Consider the following 19,076-nt stretch of genomic DNA (forward strand, 5'->3'; position numbering starts at 1 on the left):
TGGGTCATGGCCCTACCATCGAAGACCTGTAGCGCCTCATGGAGCGCTCCTCCCACGAGGGGATCTCACCCTAGAAAAGTGTCTTATCAAACAACCTCATCATAATTTTACACTTCACGCTTGATCGGCGGCTGCATTTTTATGTCATCATTGAATGTTCCTTCAGCCTCCGAGGTGCCCATGAAGAAGCTCGTTTTCCTGTCGCTCCCGGCGCTCGTCATCGCCGCCTGCGGCGACACCGGCACGATGGTCGACGAATCCCCGTTGGTCGACGAATCCCCGTTGGTCGACGAATCCCCGGCGACGGCGAGCGCCCCGAGCGCGCTCACCGCCCCACGGCCCTACACCCTCTTCGAGAGCGGCCAGGTCCGCCCTCTCGCCCTCTCGCCCGACGGATCGACGCTCTTCGCCGTCAACACGCCGGATAACCGGCTGGAGATCTTCAAGGTCAGGCGGGGCAGCCTCGTGCACCGCGGCTCGGTCGCCGTCGGCCTCGAGCCCGTCGCGGTCGCGGCCCGCAGCGACGACGAGGTCTGGGTCGTCAACCACCTCTCCGACAGCGTGAGCGTCGTCGACGTCTCGAAGCCCAGGAAGGCCCGCGTGGTGCGCACCCTGCTCGTCGGCGACGAGCCTCGCGACATCGTCTTCGCCGGCGCCGGCAAGGGCCGCGCCTTCATCACCACCGCGCACCGCGGCCAGAACAGCCCTGTGGATCCGGCGCTCACCACGCCGGGCGTGGGCCGCGCCGACGTCTGGGTCTTCTCCGCGGCGAGCCCGAGCCCCGCGCCGCTGACCATCATCACCCTCTTCAGCGACACGCCGCGCGCGCTCGCCGCCACGCCCGACGGCGCGCGCGTCTACGCGGCGGCCTTCCACTCCGGCAACCGCACAACGGTGGTGGAGACCAACCTGGTGAACCTGGGCCACGGCCTGCCCCCGCCGACCACCAACGCCGCCAGCGCCGCGCAGCCGTCAGCGCCCCTCATCGTCAAATTCGACGGCCAGCACTGGGTGGACGAGCTGAATCGAACCTGGGACGACAAGGTGAATTTCGCGCTGCCCGACAAGGACGTCTTCGTCCTCGACGCCATGGCCGACCCGCCCGCGCAGGTCGCGGGCGCCGCGGGCGCCTTCCAGGGCGTCGGCACGGTCCTCTACAACATGGCCGTCAACCCGGTGAGCGGCCGCGTCTACGTGGCCAACACCGAGGCGTTCAACGAGCAGCGCTTCGAGGGCGCCGGCGTCTTCGCCGGCCACACCGTGCGCGGCCGCTTCAACCACAACCGCATCACGGTGCTCGATCCGGCGACGGGCGGCGTGGCCCCACGGCACCTGAACAAGCACATCGACTACAACACGTGCTGCGCCCCGATCCCGAGCGCCGAGAACGCGAAGAGCCTCGCGCTGCCCCAGGGCATGGCCGTCTCGGGAAACGGAAAGAAGCTCTACGTCGCCGCGCTCGGCTCGGACAAGATCGGTGTCTTCTCGACCGCGGCGCTCGAGGCCGACACCTTCGTGCCCAAGCTCTCCCACCAGATCCCGGTCTCCGGCGGCGGGCCGACCGGCGTGGTGCTGGACGAGGCGCGCAAGCAGCTCTACGTCCTCACGCGCTTCGACAACTCCATCTCGATCATCGACGTCAAGGACCGGGCCGAGGTCGCCCACGTGCCCATGTACAGCCCCGAGCCGGAGAGCGTGGTCAACGGCCGGCGCTTCCTCTACGACGCCTCGTTCTCGTCGAGCCACGGTGACTCGGCCTGCGCGAGCTGCCATGTCGACGGCGACGTCGACAGCCTGGCGTGGGACCTCGGCGACCCGGACGCGGTGACCACGCCGATGCCAGGGCCCTTCGTGCTCGATCCAGCGCTCTTCGGCCAGCCCGCCGAGTTCGCCGCCCTCAAGGGGCCGATGACGACGCAGAGCCTTCGCGGGATGGCCAACCACGGTCCGATGCACTGGCGCGGAGACCGCACCGGCGGGAACGACGCGCCGAGCGCGCAGCCGGACAGCGGCACCTTCGACGAGGACGCCGCGTTCAAGAAGTTCAATGTCGCCTTCGTCGGCCTGCTCGGGCGGAGCGCGCCCATCTCCGGGGCGGACATGCAGGCGTTCACCGACTTCATCCTCCAGGTGATGTATCCGCCCAACCCCATTCGGGGGCTGGACAACACGCTCACCCCCGACCAGGCGGCGGGCAAGGCCTTCTTCACCGAGCCGGGCGGCGCGTGCAGTACGTGCCATGTGCTCGATCCCGCGGGCAACGCCGAGCACGGAGTTCCATTTCCCGGCTTCTTCGGGACCGACGGGCGCTACACGTTCGACTTCATCTTCCAGAGCTTCAAGGTCGCCCAGCTGCGCAACGTCTACCAGAAGGTGGGCATGTTCGGCATGGTGCAGAACCCCCGCTTCAACAACCGAGACCACCAGTTCATGGGCGATCAGATCCGCGGGTTCGGCGTCGCCCACGACGGGACGGTGGATACGGTCTTCCGCTTCGACGATCAGGCCGGCTTCAACGAGGCCCCCGGGGTCGCCGGCTTCCCTCCGGGCGAGCCAGGCGACGTGCTGCGCCGGCAGGTGACTTCCTTCCTGCACGCCTTCGACACAAACCTGGCGCCCATCGTGGGCCAGCAGGCGACGCTCGCCGGCGCCGGCGACACGGCGGCCGGGCAGCGCGTGGATCTCCTGATCGCGCGCGCCGACGCGGGCGAGTGCGATCTCGTCGTGAAGCGCCGCGTGGGCAAGGAGGAGGTGGGCTTCCTCTACCAGGGCGACGGCACGTTCCGCCGGAACAGGGCGGGGCGCGCGGCGATCGACGAGGCGGCGCTGCGCCAGCGCGCGACCGCGGGGAGCCCGCTGACCTACACCTGCGCGCCGCCCGGCTCGGGGGTGCGGATGGCGATCGACCGTGACGGCGATGGAGCGCTCGACGGCGACGAGGTGGACGCGGAGACCGATCCGGCGGATCCGGCGAGCACGCCTGGCGGCTGAGCCCGGCCCCCCCCTGGCGCATCACTGCGCGAGGTACGCAGCCACGTCCGCCGGACGCTCCTTGGCGTGAGCGATCAGCGTGGCGAGGCCGTTGTCGAAGTCCTCGGGCGACGCGAGGTGCGTGTGCCCCTCGATCTCGCCATCCGGCCCGACGACGTACGGCGCGATCAGCTCGTGCGCCGCCCTGAACCACGCCTCGGTCTTGGCCGGCTCGTACTCCTTCTCCGCGGCCTGCTTCACGTAGCCGCGGTAGACCTCGAGATAGACCGGATCGTCGAACAGGAAGCGGATGAGCGGCCAGTTCTCGTTCACCTCGTCCATCGAGAGGGGCAGCGCCTTCAGCCCGATGTTCGCGCCCGCTGAGTCGGGGTCCGTCCACGCGAAGGTGTGGTCCCACGGGATCCACGCGAATTGCCCGTTCCTGTTCGGGTCCGAATACATGTAGTAATTGTGCGGCAGGCGGCCGTACACGTCCCAGTCCTCGATCACCGCGTTCAGCGCCATCCAGTGCAGGAAGCCGTCGACGTCGAGGCGCGCCTCGAGCCCCGCGCGCCAGGCGGCGGCGTCGGTCCTGTCGGCGTGCAGCGCGTCGAACAGCGCGCGCGCGTCCGAGAAATCGGCCTCGTCCTCGTTGTTCTCCTTGACGAGGGTGTCGGGATCCCACGTCTCCCACCGCGCGCCGGTGCCGTCAGGCTTGTAGAGGTTGCCCTTGTGGCCGCCGAAATGGGTGTCGAGGAACGACTCGTCCGACGGGAGCTCGATCCCGGTGTACAGCCCGAAATAGACAGGCCCGTCGCCGTGATCGATGAAGACCCGGTAGAACGCGGTCGCGGGCGCGGGGATCCCCGCCTTGGCGAAGATGTCGGTGCCGATCTTCTCGCGCAGGAGCGACGGATCCAGGTAGCCGCTGGCGAACGACAGCGCGTCGAACCCGTAGAAGCGCTGATTCTTTGTCTCGGGGTAGGTGTCCTCGAACTTGTCGAAATTGAGGCGCAGCGGCAGCTTCCAGTTCCCCTGGTTCCAGGGCAGGAGCAGGCTCGAGTTGCCCTTGAAGCGGATGCCGACGTGCTGCCATTGCCGATCCTCGGTGGCGACGTCGCACTCGACGTAGGCCGGCGTGCGCGGGAGCAGCTCGACGCTGCTGATGAGCCCGGGATCGCCGCCCGGCCCGGCCGGCATGCAGGTCAGGCCGGCGTCGTGCTCCGTGCACGCCCCCAAGGTGTCGGTCCCGAAGAGCGAGATCGTGCAGATGGCGTCCGCTGCGAGCCCGTCGCAGGCCGCGATCCAGTCCGGCGGCGGGGTGAATTCCCCGGGGTCTTGCGGCTTCGGCTGGCAGGTCAGGCCGCCGGGGAGCTCGGTGCACGACCCCTCGGCCTCGGTCCCGAAGAGCGCGATCATGCAGTCATCGCCGGCCACGAGCCCGTTGCAGGCGTCGATCCACTCCTGCGGCGGCTCGAATCCGCCTGGCCCGCCTTGCGCGCCGAACTCGCCGACCATGTCCGTCATGTCGGCGACCATCTCCTGCCACTTCTCGGGCGCGATGGTGATGTCGAGGCGGGGCACCCGGTCCTGCGGGAACGCGGCAGCGTAATCGGGCGCCTCGTTGGTGCTGCCGCCCGCCTCGCCGCCTTGCCCTGTACCGCCCGCGCCGGTGCCGTTCCCGCCCGCGCCGCCCCCGCCCCCGCCCGCGCCGCCCCCGCCCGCGCCGCCCCCCGTCCCGGTCGCAGCGGGATCGTCGGATCCGCCGCAGCCCACCAGGGGCGCGGCTGCCAACGCGGCGAAAGGCAATAGATAATGCAGACTTCGTAAGTTCATCGATCGCTCCTCAGCTCGGCGGTCTGTGGCGATCTTATGTCAGCAGCGCATCGATCTCGTGACGAAATCCGCGCCGAGGCCAGATGTGCAGCGGTTCAGACGCAGGCAGAGCGGATAATTCCACATGAGATGTAGAGCGGATAATTCTATATGAGATGAAGACGGGTAATGTGATGTGCCTCCAATATGGAGCCAGGCGGCCGCGCCCGTCGGGCGCGGCGCGCCGCGCGTCACGGTCGCTCCGCCGCGGGCGCGAGCGTTCGATGGACCGCGTCGATCGCGAACGTGAGATAGGCCCGGTTCTCGGCCCGGTCGAACCCCTGGTTCGAGAGGTGCTGGTGGAACGGCCGGAAGTGCAGCGCGCCGAGGAAGAGGTCGGCCGCGTGCTCCGGGGGCGCGGGACGCAGGAGGCCGCAGGCGATCGCGCGCGAGAACCACGCGACCACCTCGCGCCGCGCGCGGACCGGCGGCAGGTCCTCGCGCCGGTCGGCCATGGACTCGACGTGCATGCCGGCCGAGCGGAGCACCGCGAGGCACGGCACGATGCGCTCGAGGTAGGCGGAGATCTCCTCGCCGAGCTCGAGGAGCTGGATCCGCGCGTCACGGTCGTCCGGGCCCGCCCGCGCGCGCGCCATCCACGGCGGATCGAACGGCGGCAGCAGCGCGGCGCGCAGGAGCTGCTCCTTGGTGCCGAAGCGCTGGAACAGCACCCCGTGCGAGATACCGAGCCGCTCGGCGATGAGCATCGTCGAGACGCCCGCGCCGTGCTCCAGAAAGCACGCGCGCGCCTCCTCGAGGATCTGCGCGTCGGTGATGTTGCGCGGCCTTGCCATTCATAAGTATCATGATACTTACTGCGTGACGTCACAATGTATTTCAGGTGACAATCGACGCTGACGCTGGCGGCTCGAGCGAGGCGCTGCCCGGCGGGCGGGCGAACGCCGGGGAGCTCGGGACGCGGGCGAAGCGACCTTTCTTGGCCGAAGGAGATGCCTGATGCTTGTTCATCGCTTGAGCCAGCTATCCCGAGTCGACCTCGCCACGGCGGGCGGCAAGGGTGCCAACCTCGGTGAGCTGCTCCAGCTCGGGCTGGCCGTGCCGCCGGGGTTCGTCGTGAGCGCTGGCGCGTATGCGGAGCAGGCGCGCGCATGGGGGCTCGCCGACCGCCTCTCGGCGCACCTCGCCGCGAGCGGCTGGGACGCGGCCGCCTCGGAGGCCGCGGCGCTCTTCGAGCGGGGCGCGATGTTGCCCGGGATGGAGAGCGCGGTCCGAGACGCGTACCGCGAGCTCGGCGCGCCGCCGGTCGCCGTTCGCTCCTCGGCGACGGCGGAGGACCTCGCCGACGCGTCGTTCGCGGGCCAGCACGAGACGTACCTCGACGTGGCGGGGGAGGACGAGCTGCTCCTCGCGCTGCGGCGGTGCTGGGCGTCCCTCTGGAGCCCGCGGGCCCTCGGCTACCGAGCGGCGCGCGGCATCGATCACCTGGGGGTCCACATCGCCGTGGTGGTGCAGCGCATGGTGCCGGCCGAGTTCGCCGGCGTCCTGTTCACCGTCGACCCGGTGGCCCAGCGCGCCGACCGCATGCTCCTGGAGGTCGCCCCGGGCCTCGGCGAGGCCGTTGTGTCAGGGCACACGACCGGCGATGTGTACCGCCTGCGGCGCGCGCCGTTCGCCGGAGCCGCGGCGCCCGGCTCGGACAGGCCGAACGGGGCCGCGAGCCCCGGCACGGACGACCTCGCGATCGACGACCGCGACCGCCGGGAGGCCGGCCGCCCCGCGCCGAGCGACGCCCTGGTGCTCGAGCTGGGCCGCATCGGGCTCCGCCTCGAGGCCCACTTCGGCTGCCCGCAGGACGTGGAGTTCGCCTTCGTCGGGGGCTCCATCCACCTCCTCCAGTCGCGCCCGATCACCACGCTCGGCACGGCCGAGCTCGAGCCCCTCCCCCCGCCCCCGCAGCTCAACCGCCTGCAGCGGAGGATGCTCGAGGCCAACGACAACGACCGGTTCCCCATCGCCCCCAGGCCGCTCGATCAATGGGGCTTCCGGGTGACGCTCCCCGCGCTCGTGCGCATGGTGCGCTTCCTGGGGGTCGACGTGGACGAGGCCGAGGAGCGCGCGTGGGTCGACCAGCTGTGGCGCCCGGTCTTCGTCCCTCCGCGGATGCGACCCACCCTCCGCTTGCTCCGGCTGCCGCAGAAGGTCGCGGCCAGCCTGCGCTACGACGCGATGGCGTGGTGGGAGAGCGACGGGTTCAAGCGGCTCCAGGAGGCCTGCGCGCCGGTCGATCTCCGCGCGCTGGACGACGCCGCGCTCCTCCGCCGCGCCGACCGGATCGGGGAGACCACGACCGCCGTCCTGGGCGAGCGGTTCGAGCGGAACGCCAGCCAGCTGGCCGCGATCGCCCTCCGCGTTCCGGTCACCCTCGCCGTGGGACCGAAGCGGGCAGCGGCCGCCATGAGCGACCTCGTCGCGGGCCTGCACACCCGGACGTCCGACGTCAACCTGGCGCTCTTCCACCTCGCGCGCCGGGCGGCGAGCGCCGGGCCGGAGCTCGCCGGCGCGATCCGGGAAGGACGCCCCGAGGCCCTCCGCGAATCGGAGGCCGGCCGGGCTTACCTGGACGAGGTCGAGGCGTTCCTGGACGAGCACGGGCACCGGGAGACCACGGGGCTCTACCTCTCGGCGCCGACGTGGCGCCAGGATCCCGCGCCCCTGTGGGGGCTGCTGCGCGGCCTGCTCGACGCCACGAAGCCGCCGTCCGAGGAGGCCGGGCTCGCGCGCTACCGGGCGACGCTCGAGGAGGTCACCCGCGGGATCCGCTTCGTACCGGGTCTGCCCGACGCGTTCCGCCGCACCCTCGAGCGGCTGCGGAGCGCGATCGTCTTCCGGGAGCGCACGCACTTCGATCTCGTGCGCTCGTACTCCGCGCTCCAGGCGATCGTGGCCGAGATCGCGCGTCGCCTCGGCGAGCGCGGGCGCCTGCCGAGCCCTGACGACGTCTTCTACCTGACGGAAGCCGAGGTCCGGGGGTGGCTCCAGGGGGAGGCGCCGCCGCTCGACGAGGTGAGGCGGCTCGTTCGACGGCGGCGCGCGACGTACGGGGTGGTCAACGCGAGGTGGCAGAAGAGCGCGCTCGGGGCGGGCGCGGGGCGCGCCTCGGGCGACGAGCTCCGCGGCATCGGGGCGTCGTCCGGGGTGGTCCGCGGCAAGGCGCGCCTCGTGCGGGACGAGCGGGAGTTCGAGCGGCTGAAGGCGGGGGAGATCCTTGTCTGCCGCTACACGAACCCCGCGTGGACGCCGCTCTTCACGCTGGCCGCGGGCGTCGTGACGGACGCCGGCGGCGCCGTCTCCCACGCGGCCATCGTCGCGCGCGAGTACGGGATCCCGGCGGTGCTGGGGGCCGCCGGGGCGACCGAGCGCATCACGGACGGCCAGGAGATCCTCGTGGACGGGACGGAGGGCCGGGTGACGCTCCTGCGCCAGGGCGACCGTCAGGGCGGCGCGAGCGAGCTCGCCCGTGGCTGAGCCTCTGGCCGAGCCTCCGTCGCGCCCGCCGGCGTCCGTGCCTGAGCCTCCGTCGCGCCTGCCGGTGCGGCTCCTCGCCGCCATCGCCCTCTCGACGGCGCTCGCGCCGCTCAACTCCACGATGATCGCCGTGGCGCTGCCGGAGATGTCGCGCACGCTTCGCGTCGACTCCGGCGCGCTCCGGCAGGCGCTCGTGACGAGCTACCTGCTCACGAACATCGTCCTGCAGAGCCCCGGCGGGAAGCTCGGCGATCGCCTCGGCCACCGGCGCGCGCTCGGGCTGGGCCAGCTCCTCCTGGCGGCCGGGGCCGCGCTCGCCTACTTCTGGCCGGTCCTCCCGGTGCTCGCCGTGTCGCGCGTCGTGATGGCCGCGGGCGGCGCGATCGTGGTCCCGAGCGCGACGGCCATGCTCCGCACGGAGCTGCCGCCCGAGGTGCGCGGGCGCGCCTTCGGCGCCTTCGGGGCGGTGATGGGGCTGTCGGCGGGCACCGGACCGGCGATCGGGGCGCTGCTCGTGGGGACCTTCGGGTGGACCTCGATCTTCCTCGCGAACGTCCCGGTGCTGCTCCTCTCCGCCGCGCTCGCGCACGTCGGCGCGCCGCCGCGTCCCGCGGCCATGAAGCCCGCCGCGCCGCGCTCGCCGTTCGACGTCGTGGGCTCGGTGCTGCTGGGCGCGTCGCTCATCGGGCTCGCCCTCGGCCTCGAGGCCGCCCACCTCCGCTGGGCCGCGGTGCTCGGCGCGCTGGGCTTCGTGCCCTTCGTGCTCTGGGAGCGGCGCGCCGCGGACCCCATCATCGACTTCTCGCTGTTCAGGCGGCGCGCGTTCGTCGGCGGCAGCCTGCTCATCGCGCTCCAGAACTTCGCCATGTACGCGACGATCTTCGAGCTGCCGCAGGTGGCGGGGCGGCTGTTCCACGTCGGGCCGCGCGACGTCGGCACGACGCTGCTGGCCATGATGGGGACGATGGTGGTCGTCTCGCCCTTCGCGGGGCGCGGCTCCGATCGCTTCGGGGCGCGGGCGGTGGCGCTCGCCGGCTGCTCGCTCGCCGTGGCCGGCATGGTCCTGCTCGCGGTGCGGCCGCTGGACGCGCTCACGGACGCGGTCCCCGCGCTCGTGATGCTCGGCGCCGGCCTCGGCCTGACGTCCGCGCCGTCGCAGGCCGCGGCGATGAGCGACGTCCCGCGGGAGAAGAGCGGAATGGCCGCAGGCCTGACCTCGACGATGCGCTACATGGGGGGCATCGCCGGCCTCACCGTGCTCGGCCTCGTCCTCACCGACCGCCCGGAGGGCGACGTGGTGATGCGCGAGCACACGATGGCCACGTCCATCTTCGGCGCGGCGCTGCTCCTGACGATCGGCTGCGCCTTCCTCCTGCCCGGCCGGGCCGCGGCGCCGGCGGCGGCGGCGGGATCACGATAGAGCGGTCTCACGAGGAGAGGCGGCGAGCCGCAGGCGGCGGGCCCCTGGGACCGGCGCGCCTGGTTCGTGGTAGGGAGCGCGGATGAGCCGCCGCCCTCGCCTCGCCGCCTCCTGCGCCGTCCTCACCGCCCTCCTCAGCAGCTGCAGCGCCACGCCTGACGCTGCCGCGCCGGGCAGCGGCGGACGGCGCGAGACCGCGAGCGGCGCGCAGGCCGCCCACGCGGGCCATGCCCCGTCGCCCGGTCAGCAAGGCGCCGGTCACGCCGGCCACGGCGCTGGGCACGGCCACCACGCAGCGCAGGGCCACCACGCAGGGCGCGCGCACGGCGCCGGGCACGGCCACCACGCAGCGCAGGGCCACCACGCAGGGCGCGCGCACGGCGCCGGGCCGCTCGTCCACCGCTTCGAGCGGGCCGACGACTGGGTGGCGGCCTTCGAAGGCCCCGAGCGCGACGCCTGGCAGAAGCCGGCGGAGGTCATCGCCGCCATGCAGATCGCCCCGGGCATGCGGGTCGCGGATCTGGGGGCCGGCACGGGCTACTTCCTGCCGCACCTCGCCCGCGCGGTCGGGCCGACCGGCGCGGTCATCGGCCTCGACATCGAGCGGGACATGGTCCGCTACATGGCGGAGCGCGCGGCCCGCGAGCGCCTCGCCAACGTCACCGCGCGCGAGGTCCGCCCCGACGATCCCGGGCTCGAGCCCGGCTCGGTCGACCGCATCCTCGTGGTGAACACCTGGCATCACATCCCCGATCGCCCCGCCTACACGGCGAAGCTGAAGGCCGCGCTCCGCCCGGACGGCGCGGTGGTCGTCGTCGACTTCACCGAGGCCGCGCGCCGCGGCCCCCCGAAGGATCACCGCATCACCGCCGAGGCGGTCGCCGCCGAGCTCCGCGCCGGGGGCCTCTCGCCCCAGATCGTCGCGGAGGAGCTGCCCGAGCAGTACATCGTCGTGGGCCGGCGCGCCGGCGCGGGCGAGGCGCGCTGACGCGGGCGGAGCGGCCGGGTGCGACCCGCTCGGGACAGGGCTCGCCGAGGCGCCGGCTATCGATAGCCGGTGACGTCGGCGGGCTTGCCGGCGTCCTGGACCTCGACGAGGTACCGCCACGCGTCGGGCTGGCTGCCGTCCACGTCGGTGAAGCCATAGACCCGCGCGAGTTGGCCGCTCGACAGCGACTGCCCGGACCACCGGGCCACCTCCGGGTCGGCCGCGAGCGCCGCCACCGCCCGGCCGACGTAAGCGGGGGTCTCCGAGATCGCGAAGTGGGGCTGCTTCGCGAGCGCGTCGCGCCAGCGCTCCTCGGTGACCCCGTAATGACCCATCATGATCTCCGAGCGCAGCCAGCCGGGCGTCAGCGCGACGGCCGTGCCGCCGTGGGCCCGCAGCTCCTCGGCCTGGGCGAACGCCATGCGGAGGACCGCGGTCTTGGCGAGGTCGTAGAAGAACGAGACGCGGTAGTGCCCTGCATTGTAGTCGGCCGTGCCGTCCGTGATCTCGACGACCAGGCCGCCCGGCCTCTTGATGAGCAGCGGAAGGGCATGGTGGCTCGTGAGGATGTGGGTATCGATGGCCAGCCGCAGCAGCCGCATCCCGCTGTCCAGCGAGTGCTCCCATAGCGGCTTGTTCCACTCGAACAGGTGCTCGCCGCCCCACACGTCGTTGACCAGCACGTCGAGCCGGCCCTGCTCCCGCTCGATGCGCGCCACGAGCTCCCGGACCTGCTCGCGCTCCAGGTGATCCACCTGCACCGCGATCCCCTTGCCCCCCGCCCGGGTGACCCGCTCGGCGGTCTCCTCGATCGTCTCGGGTCGATCCATCTCCGAGCGCTGCGCGCGCGTGGTGCGGCCCGTGGCGTACACCGTCGCGCCCGCCGCCCCCAGCTCGACCGCGATCCCCCTGCCCGCGCCGCGCGTCGCGCCCGCGACGAGCGCCACCTTGCCATGAAGTGCTCCGCTCATGCTCCATCGTCTCCTTTCCTTGCCAGGACGCGTGTGAGGGTCGCACGGAAATCCTGACACCTCCTGTCAGGTATTCCGGGACCGCCGCGATGCTCGGCGAGGGGGGCGGAGGTCGTGCTGGAGCGTCGCACTCGACAGCAGATGGCACGCGCGTCCAGTCGCCACCACGACACCTGCCCATCGATGCGACGTTTATCCACCACGTGGTACCTCGAGCGATCACGCGGTGCCGCTTGATGCAGCGCGGAGAAGCGCTCTACAAGTAAATTATGATCAGTATCCCCGGGTACACTCTCACCGGTCTCATCCACGAATCTGCCGCGTCGACCGTGTACCGAGGAGTTCGAAACGACGACCGCGCCCCCGTCGCGGTCAAGCGCCTCAGGAACGAGCGCCCGGCGCCGGCCGAGCTCGCGAGGCTTCGCTACGAGTACGCCATCGCCAAGGAGCTCGCGCTGCCCGGCGTCGTGAAGGTCCTGGGCGTCGTGAAGACTGGGGCGAGCCTTTCGCTCATCATGGAAGATGCCGGAGCCTGCGCGCTCCATGAGCTCATCGGCGCGCGCTCCCTGACCCTCCAGGACACGCTCCGGATCGCGATCTCCGTCGCGAGCACGCTGGAATCCATCCATCGCGGCGGTGTCATTCACATGGACATCAAACCGCAGAATATCATGGTCGAGCCGTCCACGGGGAACGCCAAGATCATGGACTTCGGCAGCGCCACCCGCCTCTCGCAGGAGGCGCAGCGTTCGAAGAGCCCAGCCGCCTTCGAGGGCACCCTGGCGTACATGTCCCCGGAGCAGACCGGACGGATGAACCGCGTGATCGACCTGCGCACGGATCTCTATTCCCTGGGGGTCACCCTGTACGAGATGGTGACAGGCAGGCTCCCCTTCCCGACGAAGGATCTCCTGGAGCTCGTGCACTGCCACATCGCCAGGCTCCCGCCGCCGCCGGCGCAGGTCTCGCCCGACGTACCGCGCCCCGTCTCCGACATCATCATGAAGCTCCTCGCGAAGAGCCCCGATGATCGGTTCCAGGGCGCCTACGGGCTCAGGATGGATCTCGTCGAGTGCCTCACGCAGCTCGACGCGACGTCGAGGATCGAGCCGTTCGAGCTCGGGCGCCACGATTACGTGGACGCGCTCCGGATCCCGCAGAGGGTCTACGGCCGCGAGGCGGAGCTCGCCGTCCTCGAAGGCACGTGGCGGCGCATCAGCCAGGGCGCGAGCGAGCTGCTCCTCGTGTCCGGCCACGCCGGGATCGGCAAGTCGCTCCTCGTCGGCGAGATCCAGAAATCCGTCGCGCAGGGCAACGGAACCATCGTCGCCGGCAAGTTCGACCAGATCAACCGGACCGTCCCCTACGCGACCGTGGCGCACGTCTTCCGGGAGCTCGTCCGCGCCCTCTTGACCGAGCCCGCGGAGGCGCTCGCGCGCTGGGCCGAGAAGATCGCGACCGCCGTCGGGCAGAATGGCCAGCTCCTCATCGATCTCATCCCCGAGCTCGAGCTCATCCTCGGCCCCCAGCCCGCGGTCACGCCGCTCGGCCCGACCGAGGCCCAGGCTCGCTTCCACCTCGCGTTCCAGAGATTCTGCGGCGCCATCCCCGCCCAGGAGCACCCCCTCGTCATCTTCCTCGATGACCTGCAATGGGCAGATCCGGCCTCGCTCAAGCTCCTCGAGCAGCTCCTGACCGCAGCGGAGATCAAGCACCTGCTCGTGATCGGCGCGTACCGGCAGAACGAGGTCGACGAGAGCCACCTGTTCTCGATCACCCTGGCGGAGCTGCGCAAGGCCGGGGTGACCGTCGGGGAGATCGACCTCAAGCCGCTCGATCTCCCCGTCGTGACGCGCCTCCTCGCCGACGCCCTCTCCTGCGATCCCGCGCGGGCCGAGCCGCTCGCGCGTCATGTCATGACCAAGACCCACGGCAACCCGTTCTTCATGAACCAGTTCATGAAGGCGCTGCACGCCGAGAAGCTCGTCGCCTTCGACCCGGCCCTGCACGAGTGGACGTGGGATCTGCCGCGCATCCAGCAGATGAAGGTCACGGAGAACGTCGTCGACTTCATGACGGGCAGGCTCCGGGAGCTCGACGAGCGCGCGCATCGCATCCTCACGCTCGCCGCGTGCATCGGGTATCGCTTCGACCTGAAGACGCTCGCGATCGTGGACGGCAAGCCGCGCCGGGAGGTGGCAGGCGAGCTCTCGGCGGCGCTCCGCGAGGGTCTGGTCCTCGCCGTCGGCGCCGACTCCAGGTTCTTCGACGCGGCCCTCCACGGCGCGATGATCGGCGAGGCCGACGAGCCGGAGCTCTCGGTCGACGCCTCCTACCGGTTCTTGCACGACCGCGTGCAGCAAGCGGCCTACCGGCTCCTCGACGACCCCCGCAAGCAGGAGATCCACCTCCAGATCGGGCGGCTCATGCTCGCGGAGAGCGACCCCGGAGACGCGGAGGGCAACGTCTTCGAGATCGCGACCCACATGAACCTCGGGTCGCCGCGGATCGACGATCCGGGAGAGCGCGTCACGCTGGCGCGGCTGAACCTCGAGGCGGGCAGGAGGGCGAAGGCCGGCGCGGCGTACGAGGCGGCCGCGAGCTACTTCGAGGCCGGCACGGCGACGCTCGGTCCGAGGCGCTGGGACGAGCAGCACGACCTCACCTTCGCGCTGACCACCGGGCTCGCGGAGTGCCTGTGCCTGACAGGCCAGTTCGACGCCGGAGAGCGGCTGTTCGACGCCCTCCTCGAGCACGCGAGATCCCGGCTGGACAGCGCGCAGATCCGCAACCTGCGCATGTCGTTCCACCTGATGCGCGGCAATCTCTCCGACGTCGTGCGGTGCGGCCTCGAGGCGCTCGCGCTGCTCGGGGTCGACATCCCCACGGCGGCCGAGGAGCAACGCGCGCGGCTCGGCAGGGAGCTCGATGCGATGCAGGCCCACCTCGCAGGCCGCCAGATCACCGATCTGCTGGGGCTGCCCACCGCCGCCGATCCGGAGAAGCAGACCCTCCTCCGCCTGCTCGCCGACATGACGCAGCCCGCCTCCGCGCTCGGGCTGCCGGTCCTCGGTCCGCTCACGCTCATCATGCAGATCAACCTCGCGATCGAGCACGGGAACTCGAGCACGTCCGCGTACGCGTACGTGCTCTATGCGGTGCTCCTGATCGACGGCGTCTTCGAGCCGAGGACCGCGGAGGACCGGTACAAGGAAGCCTACCAGTTCGCCAAGGTCGGTATCGAGCTGAACGAGCGCATCCCCAACCCGCGCATCGCGTGCATGCTCCTCACGACCTTCGCGTCCATCCTCCATTTCTTCGAGCCGCTCCGGGACACGATCAAGCTCCTGACCCGCTCCCGGCAGGCCGGCCTGGAGTCCGGAGATCTGGCCTACGCGTCGTATTGCTGCATTCACATGATCTCGGCGAGCCTGGGCCTCGGCGACGATCTCGGCGCGGTCGCCGAGGAGATCGAGCAGGATCTCGCGCTCATGCGGAGGACGAACGACAAGCTCACGACGCTCATCCTCACGTGCGCAAGGCAGGTCGTCGCGAACCTCACGGGGGGCACCGCCGGGGCGCACACCCTGAGCGACGGCGCCTTCGACGAGGCCGCCTTCGCCGGCGCCGTCTCGGCCCCGGAGCTCACCTACGTGGCCGCCTGGTACCACACGCAGAAGATCCAGCTGGCCTATCTGTACGGCGACCAGGGCGCCGTGCGCTCGCTGATGGCCACCGTGGAGAAGATGACCGCCGGCTGCGTGAACAACTTCTGGGCGACCGAGCTCGTCTTCTATTCGTGCCTGAGCCTCGCCGCCTCGTGCGACGGAGCGCCGGCCCCAGAGAAGGAGCGGCTCGTGGCGACGATCGCGACGGAGCGGGAGAAGCTCGCCCGCTGGGCCCAGCTCTGCCCCCGGAACTACGCGCACAAGCACCTCCTCGTCGCGGCGGAGATCGCGCGCGTCTCGGGCGACGACAGGCACGCCGCGGCGCTGCTCTACGACAGGGCGATCGAGGCCGCCGAGGAGGCCGGGTTCACGCGCGACCAGGCGATAGCGAGCGAGCTCGCCGCGAAGTTCTACCGCGGAAGTGGCTTCACCCGGTGCGCTCGGGCCTACATGACCGACGCCTACCACGGCTACATGCAGTGGGGAGCGACCGCCAAGGCGGACCGCCTGGCGGCCGAGGCGCCGCACCTCGTGCAGCGGATCGACCTCGCGTCGGCGCCGCCCGGCGTGCTCGAGCTCGCCCGGACCACGATCCAGACCACCTCGACGACGAGGCTCAGCACCGGCGTGCTCGACGTCGAGGCGGTCATCCGGGCCGCTCAGGCCATCGCCGGCGAGGTCGTCCTCGACAGCGTGGTCCACCGGCTGCTCGACATCGCGATCCAGAACGCGGGCGCGAAGAAGGGGGTCCTCGTCCTGGAGCGCGATCAACAGCTGATGATCGAGGCGTCCATCACGGTGGATCCCAGCACGGTGAAGGTGGGTCAGCTCGTCCCCGTCGAGGGCAGCGCCGAGGTCCCGTCCTCGGTCGTGCAGTACGTCGCGAGGACGAGGCTGCCGGTGGTCCTCGCGGACGCGAGCCAGGAGCCTCGCTTCGCCGCGGACGCCTATGTCGCCGCGCACAACCCGAGATCGATCCTCTGCCTGGCGATGGTGCACCAGGGTCGCACGACCGGCGTTCTCTACCTGGAGAACAGCACGGCGACAAACGTGTTCACGCCGGCCCGGCTGGAGCTGTCGAAGCTGCTCCTGGCGCAGGCGGCGACCGCGGTGGAGAACGCCGTGCTCTACGCGCACCTGCACAGGCGCACGGAGGCGCTGCACCGCGCCGAGGAGCAGCTCCGGGTCGAGTTCTCGGAGCGGGAGCGGAGCGAGCTGGCCCGCGTGGAGCTCCAGGAGGAGATCATCCGCGTGCAGAACGCCCGCCTCGCGGAGCTCTCCACGCCCATCATCCCGCTCTCCGACCGGATCATGGTGATGCCGCTCATCGGGATGATGGACAGCCAGCGGGCGCAGCAGGTCCTGAGCACGGCGCTCAAGGGGGTCGAATCGACCGGCGCCGAGGTCGTGATCATCGATATCACCGGCGTGAGGACGGTCGACACCGACGTCGCGGGCACGCTGATCAACACCGCCGTCGCCCTCCGGCTGCTCGGGGCGCAGGCGGTGATCACAGGCATCCGCCCCGACGTCGCCCAGACGCTCACCTGCTTGCAGATCGATTTCGGCACGGTGGTCACGCAGGGGACGCTCCAGAGCGGCATCGCCTACGCCCTGCAGCGGGTGGGGCGCCCCGGCGCGCTCCTCGGCGCGCGCGCGCGAACATCACGCTGAAGTGCTGCGCCGACGCGCAGCCCACGTCGATCGCGATGGCCGTCAGGCTGTCGTCGCCCGGAAGAAGCCAGGCGACACGATCGCTTTGTTGGCCCCTACGACGAGTGGCCCAACCCATAGCTGCCCCGGCTTGTGACGCTCGTGTCCAGCCGGTATCTTCCCGGCTGGACACCTCTCTTCAGAAGCGATCAGAGCCCAAAAGACACGCCATCAAGCGACAGGAACATCGAGGCGACGCTCAGACCGGGGGAGTCGACGGTCACGACGCCGCTCGTGCTGACGACGATCCTCGCGGGCACCGGGCCGTATGCAGCCGCCACCAAGTAGACGGTCGTCGGCGGCCACATGCCCGAGGGGAGCGTGGCCACCGTGGCGCTCGTTCCACCGGAAATGGCGCCCTGGAAACGAACGACCCCCCCGTACGTGCCCACCTTGACAGATCGCGCTGAGTAGGGGCCCCAGTCGTTGTCCAGATCCAGCGGGACGCTGCCGTCGAGCGTGTTGGAGAAAGACACGCCTTCGAGCGACGTGCCGCTGTTCGCGGCCACGGAGCTCCCGTTGACGTAGACGTCGCCATTCGAATAGATGGTGAGTTGTCCCCAGGTCTGACCGCCGAGGGTCGTGGGCACATAGACGTTGTTGCCGGGACGAAACTCGGCGTCAAGGTTGAATAGAAATCCGTCGTAACTGGTCGGATAGCTGTTTGTCAGCAGACCCTGGAAACGAACGAAGCCGTCCACCTCCTTTACATAGGCTCCCCATAGGTTTGTCCCACCGACCCGAAACCCGTACAATGGTCCCCAATCACCTTCCGGTTCGAGCGGCGTCTCCGTTCCGGCGCTCTGGTCAAAGGAGACACCGTCCAGCGAGGTGAGGGTTTTCGCCGCTGGCCCCGGCCCGAGCGGAGACTCGCCGTCCTGAAGGATATGCGCCGCGCCGTTGAGATCGAAGTGAATCGTCCCGCCCACGCCGCCGGACAGGACAACCCTCAGATCGAGGTTGGAGGCAGGAGAAGGCAGGAAACTGGTCGGCCCGGTCGGCAAGGTGAAGGGGGAGTCGCTCGTCGGGTTGGTTGCTTTCAGAGCCCCCCGGAACGTCACGACTCCGTTGACCCTTCCGATGGCGGGAGGGTAGGTGCTGCCCCAATAGTTTTGCCAACCGTTGCCGAGCGCCAAGGTCGTCCAACCGTCAGTGATGGCTTCAGCGGTCTCTTCGACCTGCTCGCCCTGTTCCAGAGCTTCGAGCTGTTCGGGGCCTTCAGTCGCCACGCATCCTGCGGCTGCGAGCAACATGAAGCCGACCAGGAGGGTCGACCGCGTTCCTGACGACGTTTGAACGTTCGATGTTTGCTTCACTCTCGTCTCCCTGTCTTGATTGATGATTGATGATGGAAACCATCAGCAATCGTGCTGAATTGCTCCGATGAGCTGGACAGTTGTTTGGATAGTCAAGCGGCGGCTTCCGTCGGGAAGCCCCAGCAATGCCTCGGGGCGCGCATGCTATACACGAGCTCGGTGGCTGCGCAATGGAGTATGGCCGTCGCCGATAACGGCGGACTGGCTACCACGAGCAGTTTGACGAATAAATTCTGGTCGTGGAGCACGGCGCGTCACCGCCTGCCTGGGGGCTGCGCGGCGCTCGATCTAGGGAGCCTCGCCGGGCCCAACCCACCCGCTTCGCCGTTGACTCGGTCGGCGGCGGTCTCCCCATGACGCCGCGCGTAGACAGGGCGCATCGGGATCGTGGCCCTGTCGCACGCATCCAACCGCCGGGAGGGGCCCTGAACTCGGGAGCGACGCCTGCGCGCTGGAATCGCGCGATCGGGCGCTTCGGACGCGCGCTCCCTGCGTCGCTCTATTGCGATCGTCCTGGAGCGCCGGACAAAACCGGACCGAGCCAAGCACCCGAGCGCGGGTACACCGCCAGGCGCGGTGAGGAGCCCCACTGAGACGCTGCGACGAGGCGCAACGACGCGATGCGCCCGACCTCGGCTGCCTGGTGACGGGAGGTCTTGAGAGGCGCTC

The 19,076-nt window shown here is 70.4% G+C and carries 9 protein-coding genes; 5 read left to right on the plus strand and 4 right to left on the minus strand.

Annotated elements, in window-relative coordinates:
- The first annotated feature begins 180 nt into the window (after positions 1-180).
- Positions 181-2,991, plus strand: a complete 2,811-nt coding sequence (locus WMF17_RS21320) for a hypothetical protein (RefSeq protein ID WP_437650959.1) — start codon at positions 181-183, stop codon at positions 2,989-2,991.
- Between the two features lie 21 nt (positions 2,992-3,012).
- Here the strand turns inward: WMF17_RS21320 and WMF17_RS21325 are convergent, their stop codons facing one another.
- A complete protein-coding gene (locus tag WMF17_RS21325; RefSeq protein ID WP_437650961.1) occupies positions 3,013-4,806 on the minus strand; it encodes a CotH kinase family protein in 1,794 nt (597 codons plus the stop codon).
- A 230-nt stretch (positions 4,807-5,036) separates the two neighbouring features.
- The gene (locus WMF17_RS21330) at positions 5,037-5,639 is read right to left on the minus strand and encodes a TetR/AcrR family transcriptional regulator (protein WP_437603926.1); all 603 of its coding nucleotides are present in this window, start codon (positions 5,637-5,639) and stop codon (positions 5,037-5,039) included.
- Between the two features lie 163 nt (positions 5,640-5,802).
- Here WMF17_RS21330 and WMF17_RS21335 point away from each other — a divergent pair, with 163 nt between their 5' ends.
- From WMF17_RS21335 to WMF17_RS21345, 3 genes are all read left to right on the plus strand, one after another.
- Positions 5,803-8,331 (plus strand): PEP/pyruvate-binding domain-containing protein, encoded by a 2,529-nt coding sequence (locus tag WMF17_RS21335; protein WP_437650963.1) that lies wholly within the window; start codon positions 5,803-5,805, stop codon positions 8,329-8,331.
- Positions 8,324-9,751, plus strand: a complete 1,428-nt coding sequence (locus WMF17_RS21340; RefSeq protein WP_437650965.1) for an MFS transporter — start codon at positions 8,324-8,326, stop codon at positions 9,749-9,751. The genes WMF17_RS21335 and WMF17_RS21340 overlap by 8 nt, the downstream gene beginning before the upstream one ends.
- Positions 9,752-9,833: 82 nt before the next feature.
- On the plus strand, positions 9,834-10,739 hold the full coding sequence (locus WMF17_RS21345; RefSeq protein ID WP_437650967.1) for a class I SAM-dependent methyltransferase: 906 nt from the start codon (positions 9,834-9,836) through the stop codon (positions 10,737-10,739).
- A gap of 56 nt (positions 10,740-10,795) precedes the next feature.
- On the opposite strand, the gene WMF17_RS21350 is transcribed toward WMF17_RS21345, so the two are convergent.
- Positions 10,796-11,710 carry an SDR family oxidoreductase gene (locus WMF17_RS21350; protein ID WP_437603930.1) on the minus strand — a complete coding sequence of 305 codons (915 nt, stop codon included), beginning with the start codon at positions 11,708-11,710 and terminating at the stop codon, positions 10,796-10,798.
- Between the two features lie 269 nt (positions 11,711-11,979).
- On the opposite strand from WMF17_RS21350, the gene WMF17_RS21355 reads away from it, so the two are divergent.
- Positions 11,980-17,052 (plus strand): protein kinase domain-containing protein, encoded by a 5,073-nt coding sequence (locus tag WMF17_RS21355; RefSeq protein ID WP_437650969.1) that lies wholly within the window; start codon positions 11,980-11,982, stop codon positions 17,050-17,052.
- Positions 17,053-17,240: 188 nt separating this feature from the next.
- On the opposite strand, the gene WMF17_RS21360 is transcribed toward WMF17_RS21355, so the two are convergent.
- Positions 17,241-18,407 (minus strand): hypothetical protein, encoded by a 1,167-nt coding sequence (locus tag WMF17_RS21360; protein ID WP_437603932.1) that lies wholly within the window; start codon positions 18,405-18,407, stop codon positions 17,241-17,243.
- Positions 18,408-19,076: the final 669 nt, after the last annotated feature.

Source organism: Sorangium sp. So ce362, assembly GCF_051519845.1.
Classification (GTDB): domain Bacteria; phylum Myxococcota_A; class Polyangia; order Polyangiales; family Polyangiaceae; genus Sorangium.